Source organism: Nafulsella turpanensis ZLM-10 (assembly GCF_000346615.1).
Taxonomy (GTDB): Bacteria; Bacteroidota; Bacteroidia; order Cytophagales; family Cyclobacteriaceae; genus Nafulsella; species Nafulsella turpanensis.
The window spans coordinates 81481-98135 of sequence record NZ_ANNU01000035.1; the positions used below are offsets into that span (position 1 = coordinate 81481).

Below are 16655 nucleotides of genomic sequence, written 5' to 3' on the forward strand. Positions count from 1 at the left end.
CCTGTGGGTGATTTGCGGAATTACCTTACCAATTTTTAGCAGTAGATTTTGCCAAGTCACATTTCAAAGGAGCCAACAACACCGTCTTTTTTATTAAAAAACGTATCTAAAAACAAAAATAAACATTAACAATCTAGGTGGCAGGATTCGAACCGTCCCTACCCTACTAAAAAGCCTTTCCCCCGCAAATAAAGCCTGTTTTTGAGCCAGAAAAGTGGAATTTTAAACCTAAAAAAATTCCAGTGGAAGCTGCCACTTTATTTTGGAAAAATCTGTCTTCCTACTATTCCTCTCCTATTTTTTGGTGAGTATTAACAAGTAATCTCTTGTTAAGTGAATTGTATTTTGGAGGAAATGGTAGGCTATATAAAGAATGCAATTTTTCAAGAATCCTAAAAAAGCCTTTAACTCTACTCCTTTTCCCTCTTTCTGAAGATATGCTTTCCGTTAATGTAAAAGCCTATTTTCGCCTGCAGGGCTTTGGTGTAGGGAGTTTTGCTTTGACGGTGGAGGAGATTGTACTGTACCAATCCATAGCCCTGAATGCTTTTATAGAAGGTATAGCTCTTGCCCATGCCTACTGAAAATCCTTTTACCCACTGCCGCTCGGTGGTTTCTATTTTTTGGGCCGCATTCTGCCGCGGAACAGCCGCATGTAAGTCTTCAAAAATGAGGCGGGCAAAGAAGCCCTTCTTAAAGCTGAAATCGCTGAAGAGCTGGTAGCCCTGCACCTTATCTGATGAAGTAAACCAGGGCCAGCTTTTTGTCTGCACGCTCAGGCGGTACTGATAGCCTGCACCGGCAGAGAGTTTATCGGTAAAGCGCCAGGCCAGCGTGGGGCCCAAGTCGATCCTGAACTGCTCTCCTTTCCCAAACTGCCAGAGGCTGCCGATGACCAGGCGCTCCTGCCAGGGCTTCCCCTTTAGCGGGTTGAGCTTAAAGAAACCTTTAGGCATTTCCTTTACACTCTTTACTTCTTCAAAGCGGCCTTTATATTTTGCCAGCTGAGCTTTGGCATTATTCAGCTCTTTGGTATGTCCGGAAAAATGATCTACTGCTGCTTCAAAAGCCTTTTCTTTGCCTTGTTCAACGAAATAATCTTCGCTGCTAAACTTTTCCAGCTCTCCCACACCTGCCTGTGAAGCTCCTAACTGCTCCTGAAAAGCACTGCCGGCTTCTGTTTTCAGCAGCTGTTCCTCTGCCAGTTTATCCACGCTTTCTACTTCCTGCAGCTTACCCTGGCTGAGGTGGTTCAGGTCTTCTGTATAAGCACCTGCCTTCTCACCTATTTTATCCATGCCCCCACTTATCTCTTCTATCTCTTCTATCTCTTCTATCTCTTCTATAGCAGGCAACTCTATGGAAGGCATTTCAGCTGCAGGCATATCAGGGGAAGGAAGGTCTACTCCTGTAATCTCTCCTGTTTCCAGCTGTATGGTCTCTACTTCGGGTAATTGTGTATCAGGCAGTAGTCCTGTCTGCTCCTTCAGGTCTGCCAGGGCCTCCTGGTTTACTCCTTCCAGGGCGGTGGCTTTATCAATCTTCCCCTGGAGTTCTTGCCTTCCTTCAGTAAAAGGCTGGTTCATCTTCTGGTTTAGCTCGTTTATCTGCCCCTGTACTTTCTCCTCTACCGCCAGCAAGCCCTGAAGGCTGTCCATCTTAGGCTGCAGCTCTTCTGTGGGAAGGGAAAGCTGCTGCAGGCTATCGAGGCTCCGCTTAATCTGCAGCGTATCTACCGCAGATGAAAGGCCGCGGAGGCTGTCCAAGCGCTGCTGAAGCTGTAAGGAATCCAGTAAGGCTGAGGATAAATGAAGCAGGCTATCCTGCTGCTGCTGAACTTCTTCTACTATTGCCTTTTCAGGACTGCTTTCTTCATTTTGGGCAGGAGGAGTAGACTGTGCCTGCAGCTTAACAGGAAGAGCAATAAGGAGCAGCAAAAAGAAAAAGATACGCATAAAAGAGAGAGTGTTGCCAGGGTGGCAATATAGCCAAATTTGTTTATTTATAAATGGAATAATTTGTTTACCATTTCTTAACTTTATTAAAAACAACATCACCCCCTGATACTGTGCATGTTTATTTTCACTTGTGCTTATCAATAAAACACCTCTCTTCATTATGCCACGCTCTGAACTTCCTTTTGATCAACAAAATAAAGACCTTCTTCTGGATTATGATTTTGGCTATTTTCTGCACAAGGATTTTGAAGAAAACAACTATTCACAGGAAGACATAAAAGCTATTTATGACACTTACCGCCAGAGCAAAAAGCGGGTTGGAGAACAGATCCAAAAGACTAAAAAACAGGCTCTCCTTTATCTGGAAGGGCAGGTTCGACTGATGTTTACCGGCGGATTACTACCCGCCCTTTTTCGGATTGATGGGGTTACCAAAGAACAATCTATCCTCCATTTCTCCGGATACGGTGAAAACTGGGCTTATTTTGAACTCTGGCAAAAGCACAGGCTCAAAGAGCGGAATAGAAAAAAAGCCTGGGATTCGATTGTAAAAGGTGGGGCTGTACTGGCTTACATTCTTTCCTTTTTGAAGATTATGGAACTTGCTTTCAACAACCTATAAAAACTAAAAAGCCCCGCCTGACTTACTCAAACGGGGCTTTCTTCATTTATTCTTGGTTTGAGCACCAGCGGGGGCACGACCTATAATATAAAACAGGCCGAGCTTTTTTGTCTATAGCATTTTTTAATTTAATAAACTTCTGATTTAACCAAATTTAATAACTCCGGATTATCATCCATTAGTTTCCCATTTAAAACAACATTAAAAAATTCCCCAAGACACAATGTATCTGTTTTTTTAGGGTAGTCAATGAGAAGCTTCATTCTAATATCAACATTCCTTTCCTCCGAAGCTTGCTCCAAACTAGAAAGTTCCTTACCTAGTTTCTCCAAAAATCTCTTATCAGTTATTGTTTTCTGTTTTAGTAAACTATCTGGAAAGATATAGTCAATACTTTCACAAGTCACCGGAACCATTACTGTAGTTTCCTCTGGTCCAAATTTCACCCGAACTTGCTCTATATCTTCTTTAGAAGATTTACAGGATAGCATTGCTAATACCAAAATATAGAGCAAATACTTTTTCTTATTTTGATCCATATTTCTTTAATTGTTTATCTACATTGTACCCTTGCCGCTTCATTTTAAGATAATAATTATAAGTAGCTCGTCTATCTATTTTATTTGAGGTTGGACCTGTAGTAATTACAAGATCACCACTATGCGAGGTTCTTGTTACCCCGGTTGAAGATATCTCTCCATTTGCTCTTGCAGTCTTTTGCTCCGAGCCGGTTATTACTCTCCTTTCTTCTTTATTGGTATATCTTGCATCAGGGGTTTTCCTACGATCATTAAATTCAGGATATTCTGTATGCCTTGCTAGGGCATGATCTGATTCATGCTCTAATACAGTTGACGGAGAAACAACTGTTCCATTCTCATATGCTGCTCCCCCTTCAGGATTCCAATAAATGTACCCAGCGCTAAGTACAGAACCATCCTCTGTTTTAGTAACCCCAACAGCTAATTCATTATTAGTTGCAATCGCTTGCATCTTTTCCCCTCCTCCATTTTCAACACTGTAGTTATAGGCAGCAACAAACTGCTGCACATATTCATTATCAGGAGCTTTGCCTGCATTACTTCCGTTAAACCTAAAACTTTCTTGTTTACCATCTTCATTAGTATACCAGATAATGAAATCTTTTCCAGTTGGATCAATCATTAGCATTGGGTTATTTCCTGCCCAGCTATATGGAGAAAGATCAAAATAATTATCAGCATGTGGGTCAAGCTGGAAAGTCCTTCCTATCGCAGGATCATAAATTCGTGCCTCAAAGTCAAATGTACCTAAGCCTAAATCTTCCTGAAGTTCTTTCCCCTGGTAGAGGAACTTATTCTTATCCCCACTCACATAAGAGTTAAAGGTTAGTCCGAAAGGGAAGTAGTCATCAGCCTGGATAACTTTGCTGTGCTTGTGTGTAACGGTAAAGTCATCGAAGTATACCTCTACGGGTTGTTCATTTTCATTCGATAGCCATACATACACATACCCTGGCTGAGTGATGGTATATTCCTTGCTGCTCAGCTCCTGGTGCGGCACATTGCTACCATCTTCTCTGCCTGCTGCACCAACAGCTTCATAACCCCCGTCCAGAAAGGTAAAGTTTTTATCGACAATCAGCACATTCAAGTAAGCTTTTACACCCTGCTCGGTTTCGCCTTTCGCTAACATGCCTGCAAAGCCAAAGTTCTGCTGGCTAATGCCTGCTCCTTCTATAAAAGTACCTGCCGGAGCCGTACCTGCGGCTATAGCTGCCATAAGGTTTGCCAAGGCTTCTGACCAATTATCATGGTTTGGGTCTAGGTATTTGGCAAACACTTTGGCAGAAACTACATCGCCAGGATTTACGGCCAGTGATTTGGCCAGGCCAATCTGCTCTCTTTCTGTTCCGCTCAGGCGCATGCTGTAAAAGGTGCTGCCTTCATTGGTATGGTCGAAGAGTTCTGAGTTTATCTTTGTCACCTCTTCGTAATGCAGGAATTGGCTCCACTCCTCTTCTTCATGGGCCGTTTCCATGGTGGCTGTTGCCTCATCTACCTTATCCCTGCTTGTAAAGCTCGTCCTTACATTTCCAAGGTGGTCCTTTAAATGGTACTGGTATTCAAAGGGGTTATCTTCTCTGTTATTGTATACCACCCTGCCTTCTTCGTGCTGGATAAACTGCAGCTGTCCATTCTCATACACTATGCCGCCGATATATTCTGTCAGCTTCGGCTCTTCCCCTTCTTTCTCTACCAGTTGACTGAGCTTAATGCCGGCAGCATCATAAGTATAGGTGATTTTATTTCCATCAGCAAAAATCACTTCCTTCGGCAGGTTCAGATGATTATAGCGAATTTCGCTAATGCCTCTATTTTTATCTTTTTTAAGATTGCCATTTAGATAGTATTCATAATCTGCTCCGGAAGTGTTGCCATCTTTAAAACCTTCTCCATTGAAACTGTTATCGCTGACATAGCTCAGGCGATTACCCTCATTTTCATACTCATAGCTCAGCACATCCATTTCGTTGCCATCGACTCCCTTGCGGCTAAGGCTTTGGATGTTGCCGTTCTTATCATAGCTCAGGTCATAAAGCTTATACGCCTGCTGCCCAGCCCAGGCAGCACCTTTGCTATGATAGTCTGCCTCTTTGATGCGGCTCAGGCCATCATAGCCATAGGTATAAGCCCGTTGGTTCTCTGTAGCATCCAGCCCCAAGTTGGCACTCCATTTAATGGCGGTAATGTTTCCGTTGTAGTTCAGTTCATCAGCACCTAAACCAAAATCATGGATGTAGCCCAGCTCCATCCCGAAGAAATCATCAGCATCGTCATTGGCATCATCGACAGCAAGACTGCTGTTGTTAATGCTGGTTAACCAGCCGCGGATGTTGTAGCGGTAGTCTACCGACTGCAAGAAGTTGCCGCCCTCGTCCTCGCTGTGCAGCTTCTTATCTACCAGCTCACCTAAGGCATTGTATTCATTTTCAGCAAGCAGTATTTTGTTTTCTATATCTCCATCTATGGTTTGCCAGGTTTGTTCTAAGCGGCCGGTATGGTCGTAGATGAATTCTTTTAGAATATCCACTTCCACACTTCCTGCATGCTGCTGCAGGTTTTTCAGCACCTTGCCTGTAAAATCATAGGCCTGGGTTAGCCGGTCCATGCCCTCCTGCTGGTTGTTGCTCACCGTTTGAATAGGACGGTACTTATCATCATAATAAGTAACGGTATGTATCCAGCTGTCGGTCTCCAGCACCCGGGTTTTGCTGCCAGTTACCTGCCCCTGCACCCTGAGGAATCGTTTGTCTTCAAAGCCTTCCGGTGCGTTATAGTCATAAGGCCCCTGCCGATCTTCTGCTATGGTAAGAGCATCGGAAGAAGAGAATTTAAAGTCATAATTATCGTAATAGCTTACTGTCAGCACCTCACCGACTTTAGCATCGTCAGGAAAGCTTTTATCCATGCTGTAGCCATGGGACTTGCTATTATCTCTTTCTTCATAGCGGGCGAAGGCTTTCTCTTCTACTCCATCGGCCACGTCCTGCTGCAAATCTGCCCGCTCTTTACCATCAGTATCCTTCCATAAGCCGGTAACCACCGGCCGGTTCAGGGCATCGTATTTGGTATACAGCCACTGGTCATCTTCCCGCTGCTCGGCATCCTGTGTTAACACCAGCCGGTCCCAGGGATCGTAGACCATGTAGGTAATCCCGCCGCCCGGCACATGCTTTTCCACCATTCTCTGCCGCTCATCGTAGTGGTAGTAAAAAATAAAGTTTGACATCAGGATTTTTTCTACCGGCTCTCCGGCCTTTTCGGTTACCGCATGAAATTTTCCTTTCTTTGCATCAGCCTTAAAGCCAGGTGTTAAAAGTAATTTTCCTTCTTTACGAATAAGATACTGGTTTCCTTCAGTAACATCATTCGTTGATAACTTATCCGCTACGACTTTGTAGCCGGCATATCTTCCTCCAGCCTGAGATTCTTGTACAGCACCTCCAGCAGCCTGCCAGTCTTCCATAAATTGAGGAGGCAGTACAGCCCGGAGGTTTCCATAGACATCATAAACATAATAGGTTTGAAAAATCTCCAGTTTATCTCCTATAACCTCCTTTAGAATTGTGCGACCAAGTTTATCCTTGTATTCTTTGACAACTTGCTCCCCTTCAATTGTTTCAGTAATATTCAGTTCTCCCTTTTCGTAATAGTCATCCGCAGAAATATGACCAAAACTATCCTTCTCCTTATTTTTATAGTAGTTCCATTCTATTATTTTATCCTCCGCTAAGTTTACGCTGTAGGCTACCTTTACCTGATGGTCAGTTCCTGGCTGCCAGGCAAAACCCGGAGCACCCACTTCATCTGTTCTGTTTAGTGGAGAAGGTTCAAAAATGGTGGTACTGAATGGAAAATCATCACGGGCTACATCCTTTTTTGCCTGATCCTGATAAAAGTCCTCTAGTGCCTCAAACGGTTGCCCTGCTATGTTTCCTGAATTATCAGCCGCTTCATAGGGTAGGAATTCTCTTTCTCTCCTTCCTAATTCGGAATAAAAAATTGGTGAAACAATATCCTGCCTCTCCGGAGAGCCCTGCTTCTCCACCACCTGGATAGGCCGTCCTAGACCATCAAAATAAACCGTATTCAGCCCAACCTTATCGACAGGATAAGTTGCCGGATCATCAGCTAGTTCTTTCTGTTGATATGTGTAGGTTTGCACGTAGTTAATATTCCCTTGTGTCAACCCGTTTTCATAAACAGGGATAGTAAAATCAGGGACAAAAACGCTCGTTGCAGGTCCCCAGCATCCATTGCTGTTTCTTGATCTTACATAGTAAAAACCTGGCTCTGTTACCACTCTTGGTTCCGGATAAGTAAGGGTACCTTCTGCTTCCGGACTATCTACCCAGAAAAATTCATATTCTTCTGTTCGATAGTTATTCAAATAAAGCTCCAGTTCTTTATTTTCAGAAAGTCTAAAATAAGGAAGGTGCTCGGGCTTTTGCAGGTTCTTATCAACAGTGAAGATGATTTCATCCGAAAAAACACACCCCCCCCTGCTAAAGCCTTTTAAAGTGAACGTGTGGTTGCTTTGATTTATATTTACTTTAAGCGTTTCTCCGGCTTCAATTATTTCATTATTTTCATTATACCAACCATAGCTGATAATACTACCAGGGCCTACCGCCGTTAGCTCTACATTACTTCCTGCACATTGAGTTAGTGAGTAGGTTGTTTCAATAGAGATACTTTCTCCGCTTGCTGTACCTGGGAAATGAAAAGATTCAGAAAAAACAGTGTTTCCACACCCGTTTGTGCCTGAAGCTCCAATCCAAAAAGTGCCTGCTTCAGGTATTGGAAAATTAAGCTCTCCACTATTACCCGTAACAGGATTACCTACCGGACCATAATAATTATAAAGAGTATAATTCGCATCAGATTGCGAGTCAAAAACTCTTATTACTGCCTCTTCCAAAGGAATGCATTCATTTCCTGACACCACAACTTCATGGACCGTCTGAAAAAGAATTGGTATACCTATACTTGCAGAAGCAGTTTTTGACTCAAAACAACCTGTTGCATTGGAGGTGAATTTACATTCTACTTCAAGTGCTTCCCCAATGCCTGACGGGGATACGATAAGAGTTGACCCATTAAATCGCCTGTCCCTTTCTCCATTTACGTACCACTCAAATTCTGATGCAGTACCTCCATTTGTTACGGAGGCAGTGAAAGTTATTAAATCTTCACTACATACCTCATTTTTATCGGATTGTAAGGAAAGTGAAACCACCTTCTTATCTGGAAAAGATACTGTGTAGGGTCCACTTGAAACAAAATCACCACAAACATCGCTTACGGCTTCTACGCTGTAGCTTCCTTCTTCTGTAACTGTATATTCAGTTAAGGCTCCATCGTGCAGCAGTTCATCTCCCTTGTACCAGCGAAACCTCCTGGAATCAAAACTCGTGGAAAGTTTTACACTTCCACCTTCACAGGAACCTGAATAATCTGCAGAAATAAACACCTCAGGGTTTTCAACAACAATGGTTAAAACAGAAGATTTTTCACTGTTGCTTTTACACTTGTTAGCTTCTCCAGTTTTTTCCGCATGAATGATGTAATCACCCGCTTCGTCAAATTCACCAAAACTAATAGCTCCCCCATTTCCTTCTTCCTCTGATAAGAGGGTTTCTCCTCTGTACAATTTATACTGCACTCCAATCTGGCTTGTAGCAGTTCCAAGTTTTGTTGATGTCTTTCTATTGCTGCTGGGGCAAACTGTTCTGGTTAAAGACCCACCAAATTCAGGCTTCTCTACTGCTGTTTCAATACCTGCAATGGTAACAACAGCACTTGTAAATGTATTTGTACCATTCATCGCTATCAATTGATAGTCACCATTATCCTGAACAGTAAAAGTTATTTCCCCTCCAGTACCATTATCGTAAAGTTCATTGTTTCGCTTAAGCCGATAAGTGTAGGTACAGTTTTTCTGTGTTTCAGCTTGCAAAACAGCTTCCGTACAACTTTTACTGACAACACCCAGACTGACGCTGGTACAAGCAGTTTCATCCCCTCCTCCGTCTTTCTGAGCTTTTACCTGATTGGGACAAGCTAGAAAAAGAAGCAACGCAATAATGGAAAGTTTAATGATTCGACCTGGTTGTGTTAATATTGAACACATAGTTACTGACTAGTTAGGTTGGCAAAAGGACAGGCTTAGCTATTTACTTGAGGAATACTGGTATTTATGAGATTGAAGGTGATTTCGGCTATTATCCAATATTAACTCCAGCCTCCCTAAATTATCATACCTGTAATAGGTAGTCATCCCATTCTCATCTGTGCGAGAAGAAACTCCTTTTCCCTCTTCATAGGTGTAGGTGACAAAATGAGCCCCTTCAGGAAAAAGCCTAAGCTCATCTATCCTACCTACTAACATCCTTCCTAAGGTGCCTCCGGCATGCTTTATTTTTTCATTAACAGCCTCCCACTTTCCATTCACTTTTTTAAAGTAACTTAAGAAGTAACTACCCGCTGGAAATTCCTTATTAGAGAAGTTAAACTCACTATTGAGTTCTTTTACCCTGGCCCCAGATTTCGCCTCAGTATCCAACTCACCATCCTCCTCAAAACTGGTGTAGAAAATCTGATTGAATTTTGCGTTTGAGGCAACGCCTATCAAATATTTTCCTCCTTCACTATAGATAAAGGATTGAGGAACATCATCAGCCTTTACAACCTCTGTCGGATTCCCGAAGTCATCGTAACTAACCACGCTCACTTTTTCAATATAGGACTCTCCTTCGGCAGCCTGTTTTATGTGCCTCAGAAACAGGCTGCCATTTTCCACAAAATAACTTTTAAAGGTTTTAGAAGTAGCTTTATAACTATTCCAATAAACTACTTCCTCTATTGGCTCACCAATGAAATAGCTTTCCAGCATCTCTTCTTTAGCAGCTAATTCCTCCTTAGATAAAGAGATTGAAAAATCTTCTGGTGAATTAGTGGGATAGATTTTTTCTCTTGTTAATGGAATACCCTTACTATCATTGTGGATAATTCGGGTGGGAAAAACATGCTTCTCCGGATGATCATATTTGTATTCAGTCTTGAAAACAAATTCTTCATTCTCATAAGACACAACCTCTTGGCTTTCAAGATAGTACCATTCACCGCTGGTCTGGTATTCTTTAAAGCAGGCAGCCTTATCTGGAATGCCTGATACTTTAATTCCTGTTACTGAATAGTTGTGGAAGTCACTATGGATAGGAAGGTAAATATAGTTATTCTTTTCACTCCGAATTTTCTTTCCATTTATGTCATACACCTCCTTGAGCTGTAAATTTCCCCTCCTATGCTCCATGGTATTTGGTGGGGCAAAAGGGTAGGAGGTACTTGCTCTTTCATCATCATAGTCAAAGGAATAATAATACCGGGTATATCCATTTTCTCCATTCTCATGCCGTTTTTCCTCCACGTTTGTGTATCCTGCGTAACCCCCTTTTGAGGTTGCCAATGGGTATTGGCTACTTGAAGTCATAATTAGCAACTCACAATCTTCAGTACATCCGGAGGGATCTTGTTTCCAAAAGAATTTTGGGCCTGCACTCAAATAACCACTGGTTTCCTGAGGCTTACCAAAATTATTGTAACTATAAAATATGGCATTTTGGTTGTTTGTAATTGGATCAAAGCTTCTGACTTCTTTTACTCTCAAACCACCAACCATGACTTCCGATCCTGTTCCTGTAGCCTCCTCTTCTGGATTTTCCTTCCATGAAAACTTCAATCTATCGAAATCAAAATCAACATTTCTTTTAATAACACTGACTTTATATATTCCTTCTTTCAGTTTGAATGAGCCGGAGAAGTAATCTGCTTTGAAGTAAAAGGAAGGGTCCGTTACTCCAACAATAGTAAACCACAACATACAATCTCTCGTAGCTATTTCTGAATCACAGGGAACATTTGTAAATTCGTAATCAACTATTGTTCCGAATTCCTCTGTATTTTTTATGAAAATCTCTGCTGAATAATACTCGGCTTCCGGATCATCATCCACAATGGTTGAATATTTTTGTACTGCTTCTGGAGGAAGTTGATTCCAACTTCCTTTTAAGACTTTGTTACCTTCGAACTTAAAAATAGTATGCCCCCCGGTTGGATATTGTATCTTTTCAAGAACACAAGCCTGAGCAAAATTATCTTTCGCACTTCTATCAGCACCTTCAAAATCAACAAATCTTTCTTCATCCAAAAAATAATTGAAGCTTGGAATAAGCGTTGAATTTGGTTCTCCATTATAATATCCCCAAAAATCAATAGCTCTGGAGAACCTTTCGGGCAGAACCTTTGAATTATACGTAAAGAGATAAGGCGGCTTTTTAGAATCATTTTGCCCGACTTCCTGAACGGAGATAAGCTTTAATCTTTTTGTTCTTTCTTCTGTTGTGACGTAAGGAACATAGGGTAAACTATTTGAGCTGCTTTCAAAATAGTCCTGCTTTAATTCGTACTTCTTCAAAAAAGAACCATCATTGTTAAGAATTTCTATCTTATCGAGTTCCTTATCTCCTTTTAAATCCTGTCTATCAGTATCAAAATGAAAGCGTACAGTATTAAAAGCAGATTTAATTTCTTTTATCCGGACTCCTTCATTTAAAGAGGTTATATAAGTAACGGGGGTGTATCTTTTATAATCCTCGCAATCTAAAGATTGCATGATCCAAATTTTTTTCTCCTCTCCTCTAGAGCAAACAGTTCTTAGCTGTTTATTATAAAAATATTCAATTTTATCAGTTCCATTTACATTTGTGATGTCAAGTAAAAACCAGGAGGTAATGTGGGGGTCCAGCCGACTATCGCGGGCTGCTCCTTTTATGGTTACAGAAGATTTTTCAACTGCAAGCCTTTCTGCGTTTTTGGATTTGCCGAAATAATACTTTGTTCCATCAGGCGTAGTAAAAATCCAGCCTGTTATAATTTCCGATTCTACTACCTTTTCAATTCGCATGTTCTGGTGAGACTTGAAATGATAATCCCCTTTTTCATCAAAGAAGAATTCACCTGAGAATCCATTGAAGTTAAAATAAAACAGATCCGGCTCTAAATCAATCGATTGGTTTAGTGCCTGCTGCATTTTAACCGTCATTTCAGTGGTAGGAGGATTTGATATTTCCAAGAAGTCTGATGGTTTAAAGTCTGAATTTAAAAAGCCTATGGTTGGTTCATCATCCGCTATCCCTCTTGTAATGCGGGTTACCATACCTCCATAGTTTAGGTTCCACCCAAGACCTACTGAGGTTGCAATTTCTTCAACTTTAATCCCTCCGGCATGATAGGACAGACTAATTGGAGCCTCCAACTGTCTACCTTTTAATGCAAAAATTGGAATGCTAATTGACGGAATTCCAGTGTAAGTAGAAACAGGTATTTCTCCATACTTCCCTAAGGCTGCAACTTCTGGTGATTTGGGAATCGGAACCATGTTCAAATTCAGCTCTCCTTCCGTCTGGCTTAACACCGCTCCCGCCTGGATTAGCAGTAAAAAGCAAATGCAAACAATGAGTCTTTTCTTCATGACAGGTTGATTGTTAAAAGCTTTAACCCCAGCTTTGAGGGATTAAAGAACTATTTCTTACGACAGGCAGAATCCTGAGAATACAATGGGAAAATTGAGTGCGTTTCTTCCTTTTCCTTTCGCCAGTGTTGATAAAGGCAAATTAAAGCGTCTTACCCACTACCGACTTGGTAGTGTGGGAAAAGGATTTTGAAAAGGAACAGACAGCGTCAATTCGATAAAATAAAGAGAAGAGCTATTTTGTTCTTTTTAGCTTTAAGCTATTTATCTCTTTACGCAGTTCTTCGTTTTCTTCTTTTAGATCTATAAGATGGAGCGTTAATTCCTCTATCTTTTCAAGAAGCATAGCATCCATTTCAGATAAATTGTAGCCATTTTCTTTCACTTCATTTGCAGAAGGGATGTTCGGTAGGTGACCATTTTTATTAATGTAATCCTTGATTTGCGTTAAGGACAAAAGCTTGTAATGCTTTTCAAAGACATAATCCGGCCAGTTATTGTATTCTGAAACCTCTACAGAGGTTGTCAGGATAGCCCCATTCACGGCTACCTGGTATCCAGCAGGCACCACTGTTGCTCCAAAACCAACTGGCGCCTTAAAGTTTCCGGCCCCATCAGCAAAAGAGATTTCTTGTACCTGAATTTTGCTTACATTAAGGCTATTGACTATTTCGACATTCTGCTTAAAACTAGTGTTCCCAGAAAAATCAGCTGAACCTCCTACGACGAGACTTTGCCCCACCCCAAGGTTACCACCAAATTTACCCTGCTCAACGGCCAAGCTTTGACCTAACAGCTCTCCACTGGTTCTAATATTTCCGGTTACCTCCAACATTTCGGAAGGCTCTACATTCCCAATTCCTACTTTACCTGTCACCAAGACATCCCCCCCTACCGTTAACTTCTTAGCTATTGTAGCATTTTGCAGGCTCATCTCAGTACTTTCCAGAGAGGCGGCAAACAAGGTATTACTCACCTTTACGTTTCCACCTACTTCCAATCGCTCCACCGGTTCAGTTACCCCCAGCCCTGTATTGCCACTAATGATAGTATTGCCACCAACAGCTAACGGTCCGTCTACGGAACCTGTACCTGCCTGTAAGCTATTGCTTTGCAGCTTACCGGAAACAGTCAGTTGAGTCATATCTGCCGCTCCGGTAAAAGAGGCCGTACCTGTTACGCTCAGATCCTGTCCAATACCTGCATTGCCGGTAAAGCTGCCTTCTTCTACCTGAAGCTTTTGACCTATGAAAGCACCTGTAGTTTTTACATTTCCATTCACTTCCAGCCTTTCCGCAGGAGTTGCAACACCCAAACCAGTATTTCCATTGATAGTAAGATTTTCAGATATGGCTACGGAAGAGGAAAATGAGCCTGTTTGTGCCTGCAGGCCTTTAGCCATCAGGTTTTCCGTAGCTTTGATATTCCCAGCCACTTCCAAGCGTTCTACCGGAGAGGCAATTCCTAAGCCTGTAAGGCCAACGACGGTAAACAGCTCTCTTACATTTAAATGCTCAGTAAAGGTGCCTTTTAACCCAAGGATTGAGCTAGCCTCTATAGCATCCGCAAAAATGCGGCTACTTACGCGCAGGTTGCCGTCGATTTCCAGTCGCTCTGCAGGAAGTTGTACACCAATGCCAATGTTCCCATTAACTAACACATGCCTTCCTACCTTAATGTCCTCGCTCACCGTAATGTTGGTCGCACTTAAACCGGTAACTTCAATGTTTTCAACAAAAAGCCTGTCACTGATTCGTGCATTTCCGATAACTTCCAGCCGTTCGGAAGGTGTCAGGGTATTAATCCCAACGTTACCATGAGGCAAAAGGAGATTGACTCGGCCGCCGTCTTCATTCCCGTTGGAGTTAGGGTTTTTCCCATTTTTCTGGGCGAAAGCAGCCATAGATAAGAGAAGGAAGCTGATAGTTAGGAGTAAATGTTTATTCATATATGATTGAGGTTTCTGTATTTAGGGGAGGCTGCCTAAAGGGTTAAGCCTATCTCAAGGTGTTGAAGGTTGGATTCGTTAATCAATTTATATTGCGGACAACCGCTTCTAACGGTCAGCATATTTAAAGCAATTTTGCGTCTCCTTCCTTTTAATTCTTCAAAGAGGGTGCTTTGCCCTTCCTTTAGCCAGACTTTTGCCAATGCAGGATGTAGTTGCCAGATGACCGAAAGGGTTAAATCATAATAAAACCTTGCACAATCATCTTATTTCCCACTCCTGGTAAACAAAAAGCCCCTCCGAGTCATTACTTGATTTTCTAACTAAACCTGGAGAAGAAAACAATAAAACCAGGCTTGCACAAAATGCCTATATTACCTGTATAGAATGAATATTTTGTATTGTTTTATGAATAATACAAAATGAACGGTGCAAACTTAAAATCTTAAATTGTATTTAAATAGCAAATATTTTAATAATCATTACAATTACTTATTCCAATAAACTATTGAACAAAGGAAAGTCCTGGGCTCTTTTGGCAAAAATAATTAGCTAAATTTCATAATAACTTACATTCCATTTTATTAAAAAATATTTAGTTAAATAGCTAAAGATTTAGTTTACACTGAATATCGGATTGCTTTTCAAATTATGAGATTGGTGAAGTACAAGATTCTTCTGTATCCCATAAAACGACCGTTTAAGGAGACAGTTTAACTTATTAAAATATCTACTCCTGGGGGTTACAATTAGTTCTCAATAATGCATCTCATTTTTCAAATATTGTTTTATATTTGAGACAGAGTTTTTGATACAAGATTATGAAAATAGGTTATGCAAGGGTAAGTACCCAGGATCAAAAGTTAGAGCTTCAGCTTGATGACCTTAAAAGCTATGGCTGTGAGATAATATTCAAGGAAAAAATTTCGGGCAAGAGTAAAGACAGGCCACAACTTGAAAAGATGGTAGACCAGCTCCGAAAAGGCGACGTTGTAGTAGTATGGAAACTTGACAGACTTGGCCGCTCTCTGAAGGACCTAATCGAACTTATTTCTTCCTTCCGAGAACAAGGAGTTGAATTTGTCAGCCTTAAAGATGGTATTGATACTGGTACTGCAACGGGCCGTTTTACCTTTAATATCTTTGCCTCACTGGCGGAGTTCGAAAGGGAAATTATAAGGGAACGTACCACATCTGGCTTGGAAGCTGCCCGTGCCAGAGGGAGAAAAGGAGGAAGACCTAAAGGACTCTCTAAAGAAGCCACAGCGAAAGCTAAATCTGCTAAAATCTTGTATGAAAGTGGCGAAAAAACAGTACCCGAGATTTCCGCTAGTCTTGGTATCAGTCGGGCAACTTGTTATAGATACCTCAATTTAGAGTCAGAAAACATATCAGACAAATCATCTAACATTCCAGACAGTGTAGAAATAAAAAAAAGGGAATGCATAAGTGGAAGATCAAAATCATTAAAAATTATTTTATGATTGACCTCAATGAAAGCTAGCCACCGAATCTTATAATTTTCTGCACAAGAGGCCTGGAGCCTCGGGGAATTACAAATTACCCAAGCATAATAAACTAAAAGGGATTATTAAGTTGTTGTTGCTAAATAGGCGAATAATCCCGTTTACAATCGAATTTATTCGCATTTATTCGTTTAAACTAGGCCCTATGAACAAATCACCAAAAGCTACCTCTACTTCAACATCTTGCTTATACTGCGGAAATGAAATAACAGGAAGGACAGATAAGAAATTTTGTACCGTTCAATGTAAAGCTCAATTTAACAATCGAAAGAAAAATAAAGAGGAAGAATCAATTCAAAAGCTTAATCGCATATTGCGTAAAAATCGCAATATTCTCAAAGAAATAAACAATGCAGGTCATTCTGGAACTCAACAAGAAGCACTTCAACAAATGGGCTTTGATTTTAGGTTCTATACCCATCAAGTAAGTGAAAATAACACAACTTTTAATTTTTGCTATGAGTGGGGCTATTCGAGACTGTAAATGGAACTGTGTCAAAGTTAAAAAAATAATTAATTTAGCTTTA

The 16655-nt window shown here is 41.2% G+C and carries 8 protein-coding genes; 3 read left to right on the forward strand and 5 right to left on the reverse strand.

What is annotated here, in order from left to right:
• Positions 1 to 410 precede the first annotated feature (410 nt).
• Entirely contained in the window at positions 411 to 1955 is a 1545-nt protein-coding gene (locus F752_RS0114255; RefSeq protein ID WP_017732419.1) for a hypothetical protein, read from the reverse strand.
• Between the two features lie 163 nt (positions 1956 to 2118).
• Here F752_RS0114255 and F752_RS0114260 point away from each other — a divergent pair, with 163 nt between their 5' ends.
• A complete protein-coding gene (locus F752_RS0114260) occupies positions 2119 to 2580 on the forward strand; it encodes a hypothetical protein (protein WP_017732420.1) in 462 nt (153 codons plus the stop codon).
• 128 nt (positions 2581 to 2708) lie between these two features.
• Here F752_RS0114260 and F752_RS0114265 read toward each other — a convergent pair whose 3' ends face one another.
• The 4 genes from F752_RS0114265 to F752_RS0114280 form a co-directional block, all read right to left on the reverse strand.
• Positions 2709 to 3119: a hypothetical protein gene (locus F752_RS0114265; protein ID WP_017732421.1), complete on the reverse strand. Its 411-nt coding sequence runs from the start codon at positions 3117 to 3119 to the stop codon at positions 2709 to 2711.
• On the reverse strand, positions 3106 to 9081 hold the full coding sequence (locus F752_RS0114270) for an RHS repeat-associated core domain-containing protein (RefSeq protein ID WP_026135751.1): 5976 nt from the start codon (positions 9079 to 9081) through the stop codon (positions 3106 to 3108). The genes F752_RS0114265 and F752_RS0114270 overlap by 14 nt, the downstream gene beginning before the upstream one ends.
• Before the next feature lie 213 nt (positions 9082 to 9294).
• A complete protein-coding gene (locus F752_RS0114275; protein WP_017732423.1) occupies positions 9295 to 12654 on the reverse strand; it encodes a hypothetical protein in 3360 nt (1119 codons plus the stop codon).
• 235 nt (positions 12655 to 12889) lie between these two features.
• Positions 12890 to 14602, reverse strand: a complete 1713-nt coding sequence (locus F752_RS0114280) for a translocation/assembly module TamB domain-containing protein (protein ID WP_152425146.1) — start codon at positions 14600 to 14602, stop codon at positions 12890 to 12892.
• A gap of 821 nt (positions 14603 to 15423) precedes the next feature.
• Between F752_RS0114280 and F752_RS0114285 the strand changes: the two genes are divergently transcribed.
• Positions 15424 to 16086, forward strand: coding sequence for a recombinase family protein (locus tag F752_RS0114285; protein WP_017732425.1), 663 nt, complete (start codon positions 15424 to 15426; stop codon positions 16084 to 16086).
• 187 nt (positions 16087 to 16273) lie between these two features.
• A complete protein-coding gene (locus F752_RS24230) occupies positions 16274 to 16612 on the forward strand; it encodes a hypothetical protein (protein ID WP_051049906.1) in 339 nt (112 codons plus the stop codon).
• Positions 16613 to 16655: the final 43 nt, after the last annotated feature.

What these genes read in the sequence shown, in the direction of transcription:
- F752_RS0114280 (WP_152425146.1), bottom strand. Translation starts at nt 14,602, where the DNA reads ATGAATAAACATTTACTCCTAACTATCAGCTTCCTTCTCTTATCTATG.
- F752_RS0114275 (WP_017732423.1), bottom strand. Translation starts at nt 12,654, where the DNA reads ATGAAGAAAAGACTCATTGTTTGCATTTGCTTTTTACTGCTAATCCAG.
- F752_RS0114285 (WP_017732425.1), top strand. Translation starts at nt 15,424, where the DNA reads ATGAAAATAGGTTATGCAAGGGTAAGTACCCAGGATCAAAAGTTAGAG.
- F752_RS0114265 (WP_017732421.1), bottom strand. Translation starts at nt 3,119, where the DNA reads ATGGATCAAAATAAGAAAAAGTATTTGCTCTATATTTTGGTATTAGCA.
- F752_RS0114260 (WP_017732420.1), top strand. Translation starts at nt 2,119, where the DNA reads ATGCCACGCTCTGAACTTCCTTTTGATCAACAAAATAAAGACCTTCTT.
- F752_RS0114255 (WP_017732419.1), bottom strand. Translation starts at nt 1,955, where the DNA reads ATGCGTATCTTTTTCTTTTTGCTGCTCCTTATTGCTCTTCCTGTTAAG.
- F752_RS24230 (WP_051049906.1), top strand. Translation starts at nt 16,274, where the DNA reads ATGAACAAATCACCAAAAGCTACCTCTACTTCAACATCTTGCTTATAC.